This is a genomic window from Stenotrophomonas sp. PS02298, from assembly GCF_029959445.1.
Classification (GTDB): Bacteria; Pseudomonadota; Gammaproteobacteria; order Xanthomonadales; family Xanthomonadaceae; genus Stenotrophomonas.
Genome location: NZ_JASCOR010000089.1, coordinates 1 through 17,854, shown reverse-complemented (window position 1 = coordinate 17,854; position 17,854 = coordinate 1). Strand labels below are relative to the sequence as shown.

The 17,854-nt window shown below is 63.4% G+C and carries 15 protein-coding genes; 13 read left to right on the top strand and 2 right to left on the bottom strand.

Going from position 1 to position 17,854, the window contains the following annotated elements:
• Positions 1-752 (top strand): diguanylate cyclase (locus QMX78_RS13560; RefSeq protein WP_282270402.1); only part of this gene is annotated, 752 nt, incomplete at its 5' end.
• A 121-nt stretch (positions 753-873) separates the two neighbouring features.
• Positions 874-1,335 (top strand): bacteriohemerythrin, encoded by a 462-nt coding sequence (locus tag QMX78_RS13555; RefSeq protein WP_282270400.1) that lies wholly within the window; start codon positions 874-876, stop codon positions 1,333-1,335.
• Between the two features lie 138 nt (positions 1,336-1,473).
• Here the strand turns inward: QMX78_RS13555 and QMX78_RS13550 are convergent, their stop codons facing one another.
• A complete protein-coding gene (locus QMX78_RS13550; RefSeq protein ID WP_282270398.1) occupies positions 1,474-2,772 on the bottom strand; it encodes an MFS transporter in 1,299 nt (432 codons plus the stop codon).
• A 172-nt stretch (positions 2,773-2,944) separates the two neighbouring features.
• Between QMX78_RS13550 and QMX78_RS13545 the strand changes: the two genes are divergently transcribed.
• The 3 genes from QMX78_RS13545 to QMX78_RS13535 all read left to right on the top strand — a co-directional run bounded on the left by QMX78_RS13545 (position 2,945) and on the right by QMX78_RS13535 (position 6,517).
• Positions 2,945-3,580, top strand: coding sequence for a hypothetical protein (locus QMX78_RS13545; RefSeq protein ID WP_282270395.1), 636 nt, complete (start codon positions 2,945-2,947; stop codon positions 3,578-3,580).
• A 134-nt stretch (positions 3,581-3,714) separates the two neighbouring features.
• Positions 3,715-5,682, top strand: coding sequence for an oleate hydratase (locus tag QMX78_RS13540; RefSeq protein WP_282270393.1), 1,968 nt, complete (start codon positions 3,715-3,717; stop codon positions 5,680-5,682).
• 400 nt (positions 5,683-6,082) lie between these two features.
• Complete coding sequence (locus tag QMX78_RS13535; protein ID WP_282270391.1) at positions 6,083-6,517, top strand: PepSY domain-containing protein; 435 nt, start codon at positions 6,083-6,085, stop codon at positions 6,515-6,517.
• Between the two features lie 720 nt (positions 6,518-7,237).
• Here QMX78_RS13535 and QMX78_RS13530 read toward each other — a convergent pair.
• Positions 7,238-8,740 carry an aldehyde dehydrogenase gene (locus QMX78_RS13530; RefSeq protein ID WP_282270389.1) on the bottom strand — a complete coding sequence of 501 codons (1,503 nt, stop codon included), beginning with the start codon at positions 8,738-8,740 and terminating at the stop codon, positions 7,238-7,240.
• Between the two features lie 156 nt (positions 8,741-8,896).
• Here QMX78_RS13530 and QMX78_RS13525 point away from each other — a divergent pair, with 156 nt between their 5' ends.
• The 8 genes from QMX78_RS13525 (at position 8,897) to QMX78_RS13490 (ending at position 17,662) form a co-directional block, all read left to right on the top strand.
• The gene (locus tag QMX78_RS13525; protein WP_282270387.1) at positions 8,897-9,775 is read left to right on the top strand and encodes a plasmid replication/partition related protein; all 879 of its coding nucleotides are present in this window, start codon (positions 8,897-8,899) and stop codon (positions 9,773-9,775) included.
• A 51-nt stretch (positions 9,776-9,826) separates the two neighbouring features.
• Complete coding sequence (locus tag QMX78_RS13520; RefSeq protein ID WP_282270385.1) at positions 9,827-10,471, top strand: DUF5671 domain-containing protein; 645 nt, start codon at positions 9,827-9,829, stop codon at positions 10,469-10,471.
• Positions 10,468-10,890, top strand: a complete 423-nt coding sequence (locus QMX78_RS13515; protein WP_282270383.1) for a hypothetical protein — start codon at positions 10,468-10,470, stop codon at positions 10,888-10,890. Before QMX78_RS13520 ends, QMX78_RS13515 begins: the two co-directional genes overlap by 4 nt.
• A 3-nt stretch (positions 10,891-10,893) precedes the next feature.
• The gene (locus QMX78_RS13510; RefSeq protein ID WP_282270381.1) at positions 10,894-12,180 is read left to right on the top strand and encodes a DUF445 family protein; all 1,287 of its coding nucleotides are present in this window, start codon (positions 10,894-10,896) and stop codon (positions 12,178-12,180) included.
• Between the two features lie 864 nt (positions 12,181-13,044).
• The gene (locus QMX78_RS13505; RefSeq protein ID WP_282270379.1) at positions 13,045-15,279 is read left to right on the top strand and encodes a TonB-dependent siderophore receptor; all 2,235 of its coding nucleotides are present in this window, start codon (positions 13,045-13,047) and stop codon (positions 15,277-15,279) included.
• A gap of 108 nt (positions 15,280-15,387) precedes the next feature.
• Positions 15,388-15,714: a DUF3649 domain-containing protein gene (locus QMX78_RS13500; RefSeq protein WP_282270377.1), complete on the top strand. Its 327-nt coding sequence runs from the start codon at positions 15,388-15,390 to the stop codon at positions 15,712-15,714.
• Complete coding sequence (locus tag QMX78_RS13495; RefSeq protein WP_282270376.1) at positions 15,711-17,333, top strand: PepSY-associated TM helix domain-containing protein; 1,623 nt, start codon at positions 15,711-15,713, stop codon at positions 17,331-17,333. Before QMX78_RS13500 ends, QMX78_RS13495 begins: the two co-directional genes overlap by 4 nt.
• The gene (locus QMX78_RS13490) at positions 17,330-17,662 is read left to right on the top strand and encodes a DUF3325 domain-containing protein (RefSeq protein ID WP_282270375.1); all 333 of its coding nucleotides are present in this window, start codon (positions 17,330-17,332) and stop codon (positions 17,660-17,662) included. The genes QMX78_RS13495 and QMX78_RS13490 overlap by 4 nt, the downstream gene beginning before the upstream one ends.
• Positions 17,663-17,854 lie beyond the last annotated feature (192 nt).

Below are 17,854 nucleotides of genomic sequence, written 5' to 3'. Positions count from 1 at the left end.
TCCGACTGGTCATCGTCGACGAGGAAATGCGGGGCATGCAGGGCGTGGAATTGACCCGGCGGCGGCGCGCATTGCGCGCACGCGACAAGGTGGCGGTGATCGGCATCTCCGGCAATTCGGACCCGTCACTGATCCCGCGCTTCCTCAAGAACGGCGCCAACGACTTCCTGCGCAAACCGTTCTCGCGCGAGGAGTTTTTCTGCCGTGTCTCGCAGAACGTGGACCAGCTGGAACTGATCGGCACGCTGCAGGATCTTGCCACGCGCGACTTCCTGACCGGCCTGCCGAACCGCCGCAGCTTCCTTGAGCAGAGCCAGCGCCAGCTCAGTGCCGTCGACAACGGCGGCATGGTCGCCGTGGCCATGGTCGATATCGATCACTTCAAGCACATCAACGACAGCCTCGGCCACGAAGCCGGCGACCAGGCCATCCGCGCGGTCGCCTCGGTACTGCAGGCAAACACCCGCAGCCAGGACATCAGCTCGCGCTTTGGTGGCGAGGAATTCTGCCTGATGGTCTCTGGCCTGGATGCAGCCGCCAGTGCTGCGCACTTCGAGAAAGTGCGGCAATCGGTGGCGGCCTTGCGGCTGCCTTTCGGTGACAGCGTCCTGAGCATGACGGTGAGCATCGGCGTCTGCCGCATGCCCTTGCGCAGCGGCAACTTGCATTCGCTGATCACCGAAGCCGACCGCCAGCTGTACCTGGCCAAGGCCGCTGGTCGCAACCGCGTCTGCAGCGCCGATACGCACTGAAAGCCCGCATCCCGATATCTGAATGAAATCATTGCCCCGCTGCAGGCATTGATCCAGATCAACGCGCCTGTCCGGCCTGCTCCCTACAGTGCAGCTCAAAGCACACGAGGGAGAAGTGGCGGTGGCACTACTGGTTTGGCAGGACGATCTCAATACGGGTGTCGAGGTCATCGACCATCAGCACATGCGCATCGTGGAGATGCTCAACCACCTCCACGTCGCCCAGAAAAGCCTGGAACGGGTCGCCGTGGCTGAAGTCATCGACGAACTGGTGGACTACACCATGTCGCACTTCGCCTTCGAGGAAGAGCTGATGGAAGAAGCCGGTTACCCCTTCTGCGCCGCGCACAAGCGTGTGCATGAAGTCTTCGGCAAGCGCGTCTCCGAGTACCGCATGCGCTTCCAGTCCGGCGAAGACGTCACCGACGAGCTGCGCAACATGTTGTCACGCTGGTTGTTCAACCACATCCGCGGCGACGACAAGGCCTATGCCGAGCACGTCAAGCGCCACCTCAACCAGTTCGCCAGGGATCACCAGGAAGGCAGCTGGCTGGGACGCACGCTGAAGCGTTTGTTCCGCTGAATCGCTTTGCAGGAACGGCGAGGCTGCAGACATCCCCCCAGATATCCCCTCCCCGTCGTTCCTGCGTTTTTACCGCTGCAGGTACGCCGCAAGGCGCACACGTCACCGGTCTTGTGTGGGACCGGCAGTAGTCGCGACTTACGGCGTCCCTGCGGCACCCTTGCGTTGCCAACGGCTGATCGCCAGCAAAGCCAATGCCGTTGCCAACGCGGTGATGCACAGGTAGCCGCCAACCGCGGCGATGCCGAATTTCCCGGCCAGCCAGGTTGCCGCATACGGTGCGGGTGCTGCGCCGAGGATGCCGGCCAGATTGAACGACAGCGATGCCCCGGTATAGCGCACCTGCACCGGATACAGGCTGGCCAGCATGGTGCCGCAGGGGCCGTAGGTCAGGCCCATCAGGAACAGGCCCAGCGACAGGAACAGCAACACCTGCAACGGATGCCCGGCCTGGAACAAGGGCTGGAACAGCAAGCCGAACACGAAGATGCCCAGCGTCGCCCACAACATCGCCTTGACCGTGCCATGACGATCGCCGTACAGCGCCGCCAATGGAATGCCGGCAGCGAAGAACAGGATGCCGATCATCTGCAGCAGCAGGAAGTCCTCGCGCGCATAGCGCAGTACCGACGTGCCATGGCCCAGCGTGAACACCGTCATCAGGTAGAACAGCACGAAGGTGGCGAACGCCGCCAAGGTGCCGACGACCACCGCAAAACCATGCCTGACCAGCACCTCACGCATTGGCAGGCGCACGCGCTGGCCCTGGTCCAGCGCCTTCTGGAAATCCGGCGTCTCGCGGATGTTCAAACGCACCCACAGCCCGACGATCACCAACAGCGCACTGGCGACAAACGGCACGCGCCAGCCCCAGGACAGGAAACTGGCATCGTCCAGAATCCGCCCCAGCAGCAGGAAGGTGCCGGCCGACAGCAGGAAGCCCAGCGGCGCACCAAGCTGCGGGAACATCCCGTACCAGGCCCGCTTTCCCGGCGGCGCGTTCTCGGTCGCCAGCAACACCGCCCCGCCCCACTCACCGCCCAGCCCGAGGCCCTGCCCGAAGCGGCACAAGGCCAGCAGCAACGGCGCGATCACACCGATGTCGTGGTACGTCGGCAGCAGGCCGATCGCCACCGTCGACAAGCCCATCGTCAGCAGTGCCGCGACCAGCGTGGCCTTGCGCCCTATCCGGTCGCCGTAGTGCCCGAACACCGCCGAACCCACCGGCCGCGCGATGAAGGCCACCGCGAAGGTCGCCAACGACTGCAGCAGCGCGGCGTCATTGCTGCTCTCAGGGAAGAACAGCTTGGGAAACACCAGCACCGCTGCGGTGGCGTAGATGTAGAAATCAAAGAACTCGATGGTGGTGCCGATCAGGCTGGCCGCCAGTACGCGGCGCGGGGAGTTCAGGGGAGCGGAGCTGGCGGCGGTCGACATGGTCGTAACAGAGGAAATAATGGCCGCAGTCTGCCATGCAGCGCTGCAGCGGCCGTCATTTGGTTGCAGCCGACACCGTTGCTTGACGATGCTGCCGTCATTTCCCTGGGAGCGGGAAACTATTGGCACGGATGGCGGTCACAGCATCGGCCCCCGCATGGATGCATTGCCGATGGCGACCACTTCCGGACGTTTCCGACACCCGCTCGCCCACCTGAGCGCTGCCATTACCGTCGTCGCCGTCCATGCAGCCCTTGCGCTATTGCTGTTACAGGCGCGCCAGCCGAGCCCGCCCGACAGCGGGCCGCGCATCAGCCTGCGCTGGTTGCCGCCCCCTCCAGCCACACCACCGGCCATGCAGGCCGGACACAAGTCCCCGCTGGCGACCAGCAGTGGAATGTCTGCAAGTATCCGCTCCCGGCGCTCGCCCACCCAACAACCACCCCTGGCCTCGCCGCAAACGACGACCGCTGCGCCAGCCCCCTTGAATCTGAGCCTTGCCGAAAGCGCCGCCGGCGGCAACCCACTGACCGCCGACAGCTTCGCCCAGCAACCGTTTCGACGCCTCAACCAAGACCCGGCATTTCGACATACCCCGCGCTACTTCCGGCTGAAGCCGCAGATGAGCCCGAAACAGATGATCCAGGGTGTGGCCAGCTACCTTGGGTTCTGGCCACCGGGCTACGAGGTCGATCCCTGCACACTGAGCCGGCGCGACGTCAGCTATCTCCAGAACGCAGTGAGCGCACGCGACCGCGATGCATTGCGCACGGCGCTGCTGCAGGAAAGCGCGCGTTGCCGCCGCTGAACCCACAACCGTACCTCACGCACGATCACAGCCTGCAGCGCCGCTATTCACGGATATGTAACCCGTCCAGCCCGAACGCTGTTTAGGCTGGGACGGTTCGTTGTGCACCTCCCCCCCCAAGACCGGAGAACCTCATGACTGAATCCAGCCCCCGCTTCGAGCACGAAGCCGACGCCACCGCCCGCTACTGGCACAACACCCCACTCAATACCTTGCCGCCACCTGACATGGTCGGCAACTACCAGCGCTTCAAACCACTGCCCACCGAGGGCATCCAGACGCGCAAGGCGTGGATCGTCGGTGGTGGCATCGCCGGCATGGCGGCGGCCTTCTACCTGATCCGCGACGGCCATATGCCGGGTGAGAACATCACCATCATCGAAGGCGCCGGCATCGAGGGCGGCTCGCTGGACGGTGCCGGCAACCCCGAGGACGGCTACATCGTGCGCGGTGGCCGTGAGATGAACTGGAACTACGACAACCTGTGGGACATGTTCCAGGACGTGCCGGCATTGGAGCTGCCGGAAGGCTTCAGCGTGCTCGACGAATACCGGCTGGCCAACGACGCCGACCCGAACTGGTCAAAGTCGCGATTGATGCACAAGCAGGGCCAGGTGCTGCCCGACTTCACCCGCTTCGGACTGAATCGCAAGCAGCAATGGGAAGTAGTAAGCCTGCTGCTCAAGCGCAAGGACCAGCTCGATGACCTGACCATCGAAGATCATTTCAGCGAAGGCTTCCTTGCCAGCAATTTCTGGTTCCTGTTCCGCTCGATGTTCGCCTTCGAGAACTGGCACAGCCTGCTGGAAATGAAGCTCTACATGCATCGTTTCCTTGATGCCATCGACGGCTTCGGCGACATGTCCACGCTGGTGTTTCCCAAGTTCAACCAGTACGACACTTTCGTCACGCCGCTGATCAAGCTGCTGCGCGAAAAGGGGGTGCAAGTGAAGCTCGGCACGCAGGTGCTGGACATGGACTTCGATGTACAGGGCGAACAGCGCACCGTCACCGCGCTGCATACGCGTGACAGCAACGGCGAAGGTCGACTCGCCATCGATGCGCGCGATCTGGTGATCGCCTTGACCGGCTCGATGACCGAGGACACCGCTTACGGTGATCTGGACACCGTACCGGTACTGAAGAAGCGCCATGGCGGTCCGGCCGAAGGCAGCAGCTGGGGCTTGTGGCGCAACCTTGCCAAGCACTCGCCGGTATTCGGCAAGCCTGACAAATTCTGTGGTGACATCGACCGCTCCATGTGGGAGTCGGCCACCCTCACCTGCAAGCCATCGCCGCTGGTCGACAAGCTGCGAGAGCTCTCGGTCAACGAGCCGACCTCGGGCCGCACCGCCACCGGCGGCATCATCACCTTCACTGATTCGAACTGGGTGTTGAGCGTCACCATCAATCGCCAGCCGCACTTCCCCGGCCAACCCAAGGACACGGTGGTGATGTGGGTGTACGCGCTGCTGATGGACCAGCCCGGCAACTTCGTCAAGAAGACCATACCCGAGTGCAATGGGCGCGAGATCGTGGCCGAGCTGTGCCACCACCTTGGCATTGCCGATCAGCTCGACGCCATCATCCCGCATACCAAGGTACGACTGGCGCTGATGCCGTACATCACCGCCCAGTTCATGCCGCGCGCGGCGGGTGATCGCCCGCACGTGGTACCGGCCGGCAACACCAACCTGGCGCTGGTTGGCCAGTTCGTGGAGACCGCCAACGACGTGGTGTTCACCATGGAAAGCTCAGTACGCACCGCCCGCATCGCGGTCTACAGCCTGCTCGACCTGCCCAAGCAGGTGCCCGACCTCAGCCCCACGCAGTACGACATCCGCAACCTGCTCAAGGGCGCGCGTGCATTGAACAACGGCGAACCCTTCATCGGCGAACGCTTGCTGCACAAGTTCCTTGGCGACACCTACTTCGCCCACATCCTGCCACCGCTGCCCAGCAACGAGGGCGAATCCACCCGCCGCGAGCGCCTTGAAGCGGAACTGGCCGGGCTCAAGGACAAGGGCGGTGCGGTACTGCAGGGCTTCGCGCAATGGCTGGATCGTTTTGCGGGCCAGTTGCGCAAACGTGGCGATGACTGAAGCCTGATGGAATGCAGGCTACAACCCAGGTGAAACGCTGTGGGAGCGGCGTAAGCCGCGAAGCACGCATCACATCAGAGATAAGCATCTCTGCGACCAGATGATCTATCGACTTCGCGACTGACGTCGCTCCCACAAACCTGCACGCGGCCAGTCCAGGGGAAGGCCATTGCCGAGCATGGCTCGGCACTACGGCTGCCTGTTGTTGCGCGCTGGCCCAAGCACCGGCCGCTCACGTGTTGAACACTCTGAAAACACTTTTTTGCCATCGCTTGCACATCGATTAACCGCATCCGATTGCCGCGCGTTGAAGCCACGACAATTCACGGATCGATACAGGTTGGCGACGTTAGGGTTTATCCCGCGCCAGAAGCGCGATGAACCCCGAAGGAGCAGACCGATGAACAACCGACCGCTACGTACCGTCTTGATTGCAGCCGCACTGACATTGGCTGGCAGCGGCATCGCCCAGGCCCAGGATGCATTGACCGCGCCGCAGGTGCGCGCGCACCTGGAGTCGCAAGGCTATACCGACATCAAGGACGTCAAGTTCGAGGACGGCATGTGGGAAGCGGATGCGACCAGTGCCGATGGCAAGAAGGTCGACGTGAAGCTTGATCCACGCAACGGCACTGTTTACCCGGACAAGGCCGTGTCGCAGTTGGGCGAGGCGGATATCCGCGCGCAGCTTTCCAGCGCGGGTTACACCGGCGTCAGCGATGTAAAACTGGATGACGGCATGTGGAAGGCCAAGGGCAGGACCGCCAGCGGTGAGAAGGTCGAGGTGCGACTGGATCCGGCAACTGGCGCCGTGGTAGCGCAGGAAAAGGAGTAACAAACGCTCTCCCCCTGGCTGCGCCAGCGGGAGCGAGCAGAGCAGCATGCACCGCCCCTCCCCTTTGGCGCAGCCAAGGGGGAGGTTGGGAGGGGGCGCTTTGCTGTTGCTTGCAAAGCTTCAAACGCAACAACCGAAGCTCAACAGCCAACCCCTCCCCAGCCCTCCCCTTGGCTTACGCCAAAGGTAGGGGGCAAGGCTGCATGCACCGCCCCTCCCCTTTGGCGTAGCCAAGGGGAGGTTGGGAGGGGGCGCTTTGTTGTTGCTTGCAAAGCTTCAAACGCAACAACCGAAGCTCAACAGCCAACCCCTCCCCAGCCCTCCCCTTGGCTTACGCCAAAGGGAGGGAGCAAGGCTGCATGCACCGCCCCTCCCCTTTGGCGTAGCCAAGGGGGAGGTTAGGAGGGGGTAGCTCTTGCTATTGCTTGCAAGGCTTCAAACGCAACAACCGAAGCTCAACAGCCAACCCCTCCCCAGCCCTCCCCTTGGCTTACGCCAAAGGGAGGGAGCAAGGCTGCATGCACCGCCCCTCCCCTTTGGCGTAGCCAAGGGGGAGGTTGGGAGGGGGTAGCTCTTGCTATTGCTTGCAAGGCTTCAAACGCAACAACCGAAGCTCAACAGCCAACCCCTCCCCAGCCCTCCCCTTGGCTTACGCCAAACGGAGGGGGCAAGGCTGCATGCACCGCTCCTCCCTTCGCTACGCGAAAGGGAGGGAGCGGATCAGCCCTCCAGATTGATCCAGGTCGCCTTCATCTCGGTGTACTTGTCGAAGGCGTGCAAGGATTTGTCGCGGCCATTGCCCGATTGCTTGTACCCACCAAACGGCGCGGTCATGTCGCCGCCGTCCCAATAGTTCACCCACACGCTTCCCGCTCGCAGGCCACGCGCAACACGATGCGCACGCGAAATATCGCGCGTCCATACGCCGGCCGCCAAACCGTACTCGGTGTCATTGGCCAACTGCAGGGCGTGCTGCTCACCATCGAACGCGATCACCGACAGCACCGGGCCGAATATCTCCTCGCGGGCGATGCTTTGTTGCGGACTGACTTCATCAAACACCGTCGGTTCGATGTAACACCCGCCGGCAACGACATCCGCACGCTTGCCGCCCAGCAATAACCGCGCGCCTTCCGCGTTGCCTTTCTCCACGTAGCCAAGCACGCGCTGGGTCTGCGCTTCATCCACCATCGCTCCCATTGCCGCCTTCGGCTCGAACGGATGCGCAGGTTGCATATGCCGGCCATGCTCGATCACCTTGGCGACAAACGCGTCCTTGATCGAGCGCTCCACCAGCAGACGCGAACCTGCCGTACACACTTCTCCTTGGTTGTAGAAGATCGCGCTCGCCGCCGCCTCAGCTGCTTTGTCCAGATCATGCGCGTCGGCAAACACGATGTTCGGGCTCTTTCCACCGCATTCCATGTAGGCGCGCTTCATGTTCGACAGGCCGGCACATTGCAGCAAGCGCTTGCCGACCGCAGTGGAACCGGTGAACACCAATCCGTCCACATCCATGTGCAGCGCCAAAGGCTCGCCCGCATCCTTGCCGCTGCCAGGCACCACGTTGAACACACCATCCGGAACACCGGCTTCGCTCACCAGCTCGGCAAAACGCAAAGCGCTCAACGGCGATTTCTCGGACGGCTTCAGCACTACCGAGTTGCCCGCCGCCAATGCCGGCGCGACTTTCCACGCCGCCATCAGCAGCGGGAAATTCCACGGCACGATCGCACCGACAACGCCCAGTGGCTCGCGGGTGATCAAGCCCAGTTCGTTGGCACCGGTCGGTGCGACTTCGCCGTAGAGCTTGTCCACCGCCTCTGCGGTCCACTGGATGCAGCGGACCACACCACCCATATCGACCCGCCGCGCCTGCGCCACCGGTTTACCCATATCCAGGGTTTCCAGCAAGGCGAGTTCATCGGCGTGCGCCTCCACCAAGGCTGCCAGCTTCAGCAATACCTGTTTGCGCTTGGCCGGCTTCAACCCGGCCCAATGCCCGGCAGTGAAACTGCGTCGCGCCGCCGCCACCGCGTGATCAATGTCGATCTGGCCGCCATCGGCAATCTGCCCCAGCACACGCCCGTCAATCGGGCTGACGCAGTCAAACGTTGCCCCTGATGCGGCATCCACGTACTGGCCATTTATGAACGCGCGGGTGCGCAGTGACAGACTGTCGGCAAGCGTCTGCCACTGCTCACGGATCTGGGGACTGTTCATGTGGTTCTTCCCGGTGACGAAGGCGTTGCTACTGGGCGTCATGGTACGCCGGCCACCGTAGGGCGCCGACACGGACCTGTTATTTTCCGCAATTACAAGGGTTGGCCCAGGCCCGTGCTGGCTTCACAATGCCGCTCCACGTTTCTGGCACCGCTCATGGACATCATCGTCAACGAAGAACTCAAGGCCTATATCGATCCGCTCACGCAGGACGAGCACGACGCGCTGGAGCGCAGTCTGCTGGCCGAGGGTTGCCGCGACGCACTGGTGCTGTGGGGCGACGTGCTGATCGACGGCCACAACCGTTACGGCATCTGTTCCAGGCACGGCATTCCGTTCAACACCGTGCAGAACACCCGCTTCAAGTCGATGGACGACGTTCATCTGTGGATGATCGAGCAGCACCTCGGCCGTCGCAGCGTGTCCGACTACCAGCGCGGCGTGCTCGCCCTGCGCAAGCGCGACATCCTGGAAGCCCGCCGCCGCAGCGAGCAGGAACAGCTGCGCCGCGAGAGCGAAGGTGAGGCTGCGCCCAGCACCACCGACAACGACAGCCCGCCGTGGGACCCGGCACCCAAGCTGTCCAAGGCCGACCTGGCCCGCGAAGCCAAGCTGAGCCCCAGCCAGGTGACAATGATCGAGAAGATCCACGACCACGCCACCGCCGAGGTGATCGAGGCGATGCGCGTGGGCGCGATCTCACTCAGCGCCGCGGCGACCGTGGCCAGCCTACCCGAGGACGAGCAGCGCGCAGCGGCGCGTGGCGGCAAGGACGAACTGAAGCAGGCCGCCAAGCGCGTGCGCGATGCCAAGCGCAAGCCCAAGGCTGCACGCGAGGATGCCGATGACGAGGCACAGCCGCTGAGCATGGCCGAAGCCGATGGCCTGGACGGTAACGTCGACAGCGCCGAAGTGCAGGCCCTGCGCCAGCGCGTGGCTTCGCTCACCGCCGAGAACCAGGCCCTGCGCATGGAGCTGGATGCCTTGCGCGCGCGCATGCTGGCCGCCCAGGCAGAAGAGCCCATCGACGCTTGATTGCACTGAGCCGGCCGCCTAGGCTGCGGTCATCCCTGCAAGGAGCATGTGATGGCCTCGGCCTCCCCCGAACTTGAAGTTTTTGTCCGCGACGCCTTGATGCGCGGGCACAGCCGCCAGCAGGTCAGCAGCGCATTGCTGGCCGCCGGCTGGAACGAACAGCAGATCAGCGGCGTACTCGACGGCTGGGCCGATGTGGATTTCCCGCTGCCGGTGCCGCGCCCACGCGCCTCGCTGTCGGCACGCGAAGCCTTCGCCTATCTGGTGCTGTTCAGCACCTTGTACTTCTTTGCCTGGAACCTGGGCAGCCTGCTGTTCCAGCTGATCCAGTACGCCCTGCCCGACCCGGCCGATCCCGATTGGCAACTGGTGCGGCTGAGTGGCGGCATCCGCTGGGCGATCTCGGCGCTGGTGATCGCCTTCCCGGTATTCGTGTTCGCCGCCCACCGCGTCAGCCGCGATGTGGACAAGCATCCAATCAAACGGCTGTCGCCGGTGCGCCGCTGGCTGACCTATCTGACCCTGTTCGTCGCCGCCACCGTGTTGATCGGCGACCTCACCGCACTGGTATACAACCTGCTCAGCGGTGACCTGAGCCTGCGCTTCGTGCTCAAGGTGCTGGTGGTCGGCGTCATCGCTGGCACCGTGTTCGGTTATTACCTGTGGGACCTGCGCCAAGAGGAGGTCGAAGCATGAGCCGCACGGCTTGGGGCACCCGCGTACTCTGGGCGACCGGCATCGTCACTGCAGCCGCGATCGCGGCCGGTGTCTGGGTCATCGATTCACCGTCGCAGCAGCGGCTCAAGCGCCTGGACGATGCGCGAATATCGCATCTACGCACGCTGGAAATCGCAGCAGCCAATTACTGGCGCGAGAACGATGCGCTACCGCCCAACATCCTCGCCCTCGCCGCGCAACCCGGCATGATCCTGACCTACAAGGATCCTGCCGGTGGGCCCGACTACCGTTACCGCGCCTTGGATACCACCCATTACGAGCTGTGCGCGCAGTTCGACACCAGCACCGCAGACGGCCCCCAACGTGCAAACGAATGGGCTCACCCTGCGGGCAACCATTGCTTCCGCCGGGCGGTGAGCGCAAAGGACAGCGAGTAAGCCGTGGGCCCGCAGGACGATCCGCGCCGCGCGCAGTTGCGCCGCCTCAAGCTGTACGCGGTGGCGATGCTGCTGGCGATGCTGGCAGGCTTCATCGTCAGCCACATCAACGGCGAACGCGGCATCTGGGCCTGGGTTGGCGCGTTCTGTGAGGCGGCCACGGTGGGCGCTCTGGCGGACTGGTTTGCGGTGGTGGCGTTGTTCCGGCGGCCGTTGAACCTGCCGATCCCGCATACGGCCATCATTCCGCGCAACAAGGAACGCATCGCCGACAGCCTTGCGGTCTTCGTCCGCGATCATTTCCTGGAGCCGGACGCGCTGCTGGCCAAGCTGAAGGTATTCGACCCCGCTACCCGCTTGGGCGAATGGCTGGCACAGCCGGCGCAGGCCAGGATGCTGGCCGGAATGGCTCGCGGCTGGGCGGTGCAGGCATTGGACCTGCTCGATGAAGCAGCAGTGCGCCGCTCCATCCAGGGCTTCGTTGTGGCACAGCTGCGGCAATGGAACGCTGCGGGAACCGCCGGTGAGCTGCTTGGCCTGCTGACTGCCGACAATCGCCACCAGCGCGTGCTCGACGAAGGCCTCACCCGCGTCGCCCACTGGCTGGACAACGACAAGGTGCGGCAGCAAGCCTCGGCCTTGATCGTGCGCTACATCCGCAAGGAGTGGCCCAAACTGGCCAGCACCGTGGACTGGGTCAAACCCATCGACGAGATTGGCGATTCACTGGCCGACAGGCTGGCGCGCGCCGGTCTGGAAGAGCTGCAGGCGATCCTGTCGCAGCCCGAACATCCACTGCGGCAGGACTACGCTGCATGGATCGCCGATTACATCCGCCGCCTGCGCGACGATCCGGCCTTGGCTGCGAAAGTGGACGCACTGAAGCAGCAGGTGATCGATCACCCAGCGGTGCAGGAATACGTGCAGGGCTTATGGCAGCGCGTGCATGACTACCTGCGCACCGACCTGTCACGCGAAGATTCGGTGCTGGCCGGCCACCTGGAACGCAGCCTTGGCAAACTGGGCAGCAGCATCGGCAACGATCCGGCCCTGCGCGACGCGCTGAACCAGCACATGCTGGCCGGCGCGGAGAAGCTGACCAATCGCCTGCGCAGCGGTGTCACCAGCCATATCGCCCAGACCGTGAAGGCATGGGATGAAAAGAAACTGGTGGAGCAGTTGGAGCTCAGCGTCGGTCGCGACCTGCAATACATCCGCTACAACGGCACCCTCGTTGGCGGCTTGATTGGCCTGCTGTTGCATGCCCTGACCGGCTGGCTGAAGTTCTGACGGAACGGTTTGTAGGAGCGGCGTAAGCCGCGAAGCCGACATCTCATCAGGCCGACGTAGGTCCTGCAATCCGCACAAGCCAAGCGCATTTCCGGATTGCAATCGACGTAGTGATTTGACGGCTCGTGAGCTTCGCGGCTGACGCCGCTCCTACAAGAACCGCAGAATGCTTGTGGGAGCGGCGTAAGCCGCGAAGCTGAGATCCCATCCGGACGACACATGTCCAGCAATCCGTGCATTCCAATCATCACCGGATCGCAATCGAAGCGGTGATTTGACGGCTCGTGAGCTTCGCGGCTGACGCCGCTCCTACAATAACCGCAGAATGCTTGTAGGAGCGGCGTAAGCCGCGAAGCTGAGATCCCATCCGGACGATACATGTCCTGCAATCCGTGCATTCCAATCACATCTCCGGATTGCAATCGAACCGGTGATTGGATAGCTCGTGAGCTTCGCGGCTTACGCCGCTCCCACAAGCAATCCATGGCTTTTTTTGACACTTGCCACGATGCACAACGCGATCCATGGAAGCGTCGAGAGATCATTTTCCTGCGCGTAAACATCGCGCTGCAGAAAGTTCAACAGTTTCAAAAGACAATTTAGCTTGCCCTCATAAATAAGAATGGTTATCGTTACGAACTAGGCCGTACGCCCAGCCTCTCGCGGCAGCGATGCACAGCATCCATCCGCCAAGCCCCGTGTACCCCCGATAGATACCAAGCCGCGCGACGCCAATGGGCGGACGCGCAGCGCATGCGGGCAGCACGCGGGAAACCTTTTCCGGCACCTCACACGCCAGTCGTGTGGCGCAGCCGTGGGCACTCCTCTGTTGGCCGCACCACTTTCGCCACTCAGGAAACGCCGATGCATCGTCCCCGTGCAACCACTCCGCTTTCGCTTTCACTGCTATCGACCGCTTTGGCCGTGGCTCTCGCTGGCAATCCCGCTTCTGCGCGTGCAGAAGCACCGGCCGACAATGCAACCACGCTGGATGCAGTGAAGGTTGTCGCCGAAGGCGAATTGGCGAACTCCTATACCGTCAAGCACGCAAAGACCGCCACCAAGCTGGACCTTTCGCTGCGCCAGACCCCTCAATCGGTCACCGTCATCACCCGCCAGCGCCTGGACGACATGGGCCTGTTCTCGCTGTCCGACGTCATGGGCCAGGTCACCGGCGTGCATGTCTCGGTCACCGACAGCGAGCGCATCAACTATGTCTCGCGCGGCTACAACATCACCAATTTCCAGGTCGATGGGATGCTCAACACCTTCGGTGGGTCGATCAAGACCAATACCGATAACGTGATCTATGAGCGCATCGAAGTAGTACGTGGCGCCACCGGCCTGACCACCGGCGCAGGCGATCCGTCCGGCACCATCAGCTTCGTGCGCAAGCGCCCCACCGACACCGTGCAGATGGGCGCAAACCTGACGCTTGGTCGTTGGGGCAACCAGCGCATGGAGTTCGACATCGGTGGCCCGGTGGCCTGGGACGGCCGCATCCGCGCCCGCGCGGTCGCCGCCAAACAGCAGAGCGACTCGTTCCGCGATGTCTACAAGCTCGACAAGAACGTCTTCTACGGCATCATCCAGGCCGACGTCACCGACAGTACCCTGCTTGAGCTCGGCTACGAGTACCAGTCGCCAGAGACCTCCGGCGTGACCTGGGGCGTGGTGCCTTACTGGGGCGTGGATGGCAACCCGGCCAACCTGCCGCGCTCGACCAACATGTCAGCCTCGTGGAGCCAGTGGCCCATCGTCGAGAAGACCAGCTTTGCCCGCATCGAGCAGCAGCTCGGCGCCGGTTGGGCATTGAAGGGCAGCTTCACCCACGCCGATCGTGAAACCGATGGCAGCGTCTGGTACGGCGCCAATGGCTTCCCACGCCCGGATGGCACCGGCGTCACCGCCTACCTGTCGCATTTCGCTGAACAGAGCACGATGGATGTGTTCGACGTGAACGTCGGCGGCAACTTCAAACTGTTCGGCCGCGAGCACGAGCTGGTGTTCGGTCTGGGCGAGTCCCTGCGCAAAGGCGAATCCCCTTCCATCACCATCCCCGCCTATCCCGGTGATTACGCGCAGGTGCCGGACTGGCGCAATTGGACGGGCAACATCCCCGAACTGCCGATCGTGCGCAACGGCTACCTGGGTTCGGAAAACGAATTGAAGCAGCGTGCCGCCTATGTCGCCGCCCGCCTGCAGCTGGCCGATCCGCTGCTGGCCGTCGCCGGTGCCCGTTACAGCACCTGGGAAACCAAGACCTGGCGCTACACCTACGACAACGCCGGCAACCGCACTGGCACCGCCCGCGGCGGCTACAAGCCAGAGAACACGCTTACCCCGTACTTCGGCCTGATCTACGACATCAACAAGTACTTCAGCGCCTACGCCAGCTATACCGACATCTTCCAGCCACAGGAATACCGCGACAAGAACAACAACTACCTGGAGCCTGTGGTCGGCGACATGTGGGAAGCCGGCTTCAAGGCGGAATTCTTCGACGGCCTGCTCAACACCTCGGCTGCCGTGTTCAAGGGCGTCAAGGACAACGTCGCCGAGCAGGATGACAGCGTCCTGCCGGGCTCACTGCCAAATGGGGAATCCGCTTGGCGTTCCACCGGCAAGGGCAACAAGGTCAAGGGTTGGGAAGTGGAAGCACAGGGCAGCCTGGGCGAGCACTGGAACCTGTCGGCCGGTTTCGCCCATACCACCAGCTACAACCAGGACGGCGTACGCCAGAACACCACCACTCCGGTGGATACGTTCCGCCTCAACACCAGCTGGCGTCCGGGCGGTGCCGAAGGCCGCTTCTGGCTGGGCGGCGGTGCCACCTGGCAAAGCGAGATCTGGCGCAACAGCAGCAAGCCTGCGGCCGACTACCTGACCAGTGGCGCAACCGTAAGCGCGCGCATCACCCAGGAATCGTTCTACCTGCTGAACCTGTCGGCTGGTTACCGCTTCAACGAGAACTTCAGCGCCCAGCTCAACGTCAACAACCTGCTGGACAAGGAGTACTTCAGCAACGTGGGCTTCTACAACGGCGTGTACTGGGGTGAGCCGCGCAATGTGCTGCTGACCCTGCGCTGGAAGCTCTGATCCCTCCAGGGAACCACTGCCAGGCAGTGGCGGCCAGGGACGGCCGACTTATCCCTCGCCACCGGCTTTGCCGGTGGCGTCCGTATTGATCCGACTTTGCAGGTTCCCGTGGACAGCACGCCTCTCGCCAGCCCCTGGTACACCCGTCTTGGCAGTTTCCTCGCACGCCCCTGGTTGGGCGTGTTGTCGCGCTCGCTTGCCGCCATCGTCGGCGGCTATGCGCTGGCCGCCACTTCTTCGATGTTCTTCGCCGTGGCCCTGCCCATCGCCCGCAGCCAGGCGGTACTGACCGGCATGCTGGTCGCCATCGTGCTGTGCGCCTGCGCCGCGTTGTGGGCATTCGCTACCCGCAGCGCGCTGCGTGCCTGGGTCGGCATCCTGATCCCGACCGCGCTGTTCTGGTTGGGCACCCAGTGGCTTGGAGCTGCCGCATGAAAAACGGATTCCGCCAATCGATGGCGTGGCTGCACACCTGGACCGGCTTGCTGGTCGGTTGGTTGCTGCTGCTGATCTTCATGGCCGGCACGGCCAGCTACTACCGCGAGGAAATCAGCCGTTGGATGCGGCCTGAACTGCCGCGCAGCACGGTCAGTGCCGACGATGCCGCCACACGCGCACTCAGCTTCCTGCAGCACAAGGCGCCGCAGGCCGAGAGCTGGAGCGTCACCCTTCCCGATACCCGCAACCCGGCAATGCGCATGTTCTGGCGCAACCCGGAGTCGATGGTAAAACCGCCAGTCGAGGGCGAGAAGCGTCGGCGACGCGGCGGCGGTCGCTTCGGTGATGCCACCGTCGACCCCAATACCGGCAATGAAGTCACCGCGCGCGAAACCCGCGGCGGCGACTTCTTCTATCGCCTGCATTTCGACCTGCACTACATCCCGGTGATCTGGGCCCGCTACATCGTTGGCTTCTGCGCGATGTTCATGCTGGTGGCGATCATTACCGGCGTCATCACCCACAAGAAGATCTTCAAGGACTTCTTCACCTTCCGCCCGCAGAAAGGCCTGCGCTCGTGGTTGGATTTCCATAACGTCAGCGCGGTGATGGCGCTGCCCTACCACGCGATGATTACCTACACCGGCATCGTCACCTTGATGTTCCTGTACCTGCCGTGGGGGGTGAAATCGGCCTATCCGAACGACGAGGACGCCTTCTTCAGCGAAGCCTTCGCGCGCATGGCCGAAGTCGAATCACCAGGCCAAGGCACGGCGGTGCCGGTGCCGATCCAGCAACTGATGGACAGCGCGCGCAAACAGTGGAATGGCGCCGACATCGGTGGCTTCACCGTGCACCGTCCCGGCGCGGCGAATGCGGTGGTCGACATCCAGCAGCGCGACGGAAAGCGCCTGTCGATAGACACGCCGTCGCTGCGTTATGACGCGGTCAGCGGCCAGTTGCTGGAAGCAAGCCCTGGTGCCGGTGGTGCAACGCAGACGCGCGGCGTGATGTATGGCCTGCACCTGGCGCGCTTCGCCGACTGGGGACTGCGCGCCCTGTTCTTCCTGTCCGGATTGATCGGCTGCCTGATGGTGGCCAGCGGCGTGGTGCTGTGGGCAGTGAAGGAGCGGCCAAAGCACGCCAAGTCCGGCAAGACCGGTTTCGGCCTGCGTCTGGTCGATGCCTTGAACATTGGTGCCGTCGCCGGCCTGCCGATCGCTTTCGCCGCGTATTTCTGGGGAAATCGATTGTTGCCGGTGCAGCTGGCCGAGCGCAGCGATGCCGAGATCAAAGTGTTCTTCTATGCATGGGCCGCATCACTGCTGGCCGCCTTCATCTGGCCCAAGCGGATGATGTGGGCATGGCAGCTGTATCTCGGTGCGGCACTGTTCGCGCTTATCCCCGTCGTCAATGCCTTCACCACCAAGACGCACCTTGGCGTGACGATTGCTACCGGTGACTGGGTATTGGCGGGCTTCGACCTGACCATGATCACCTTCGGTGCGATGTTGGCGTACTGCGGCTGGCGCATGCAGCATTGGCAGCCACCGTTGAGCGCTGCCGAGAAGAAGCGCCGGCAACAGGCCGCAGTGGCGGCGGAGGCCAGCGCATGATGCTGCTCGCCTTGGGCTTGTCGTTCGCTGCCTTTGCCTGCTTGTCGCTGGCGATGGAGAAGCACCAGTTGGATCTGCACGGCAAGGCCGCCGCCAGTGCTGCGCGCATGCGCTTGTGGCGCTGGTTGGGCTGGAGTCTGCTGACTGCCGCGTTCGCGCTGTGCGTGTGGCGCGGTGGCTGGGCATTGGGGCCGGTATGGTGGTTGGGTGCGATGACAGTCGCCGGCCTGTTGCTGGCGTTTGGCCTGTATCCGTACCGCCCCCGCTGGATCGCGCCATTGGCGTGGGTGTTGCCGGTAGCGGGGCTTGCAGCAGCAAGCCTGCTGTAGGGCCGAGCCATGCTCGGCTGGGGCGTTACCAGCCAAATCAAAAAGCACCCCTCCCCAACCCTCCCCTTCGCTATGCGAAAGGGAGGGGGCAGAAGCGGTAGTGCCGAGCCGTGCTCGGCTGGGGTGTTACCTGTAGTGCCGAGCCATGCTCGGCATGGGCTTCACCGGTAAGGCCTCTGCCGAGCATGGCTC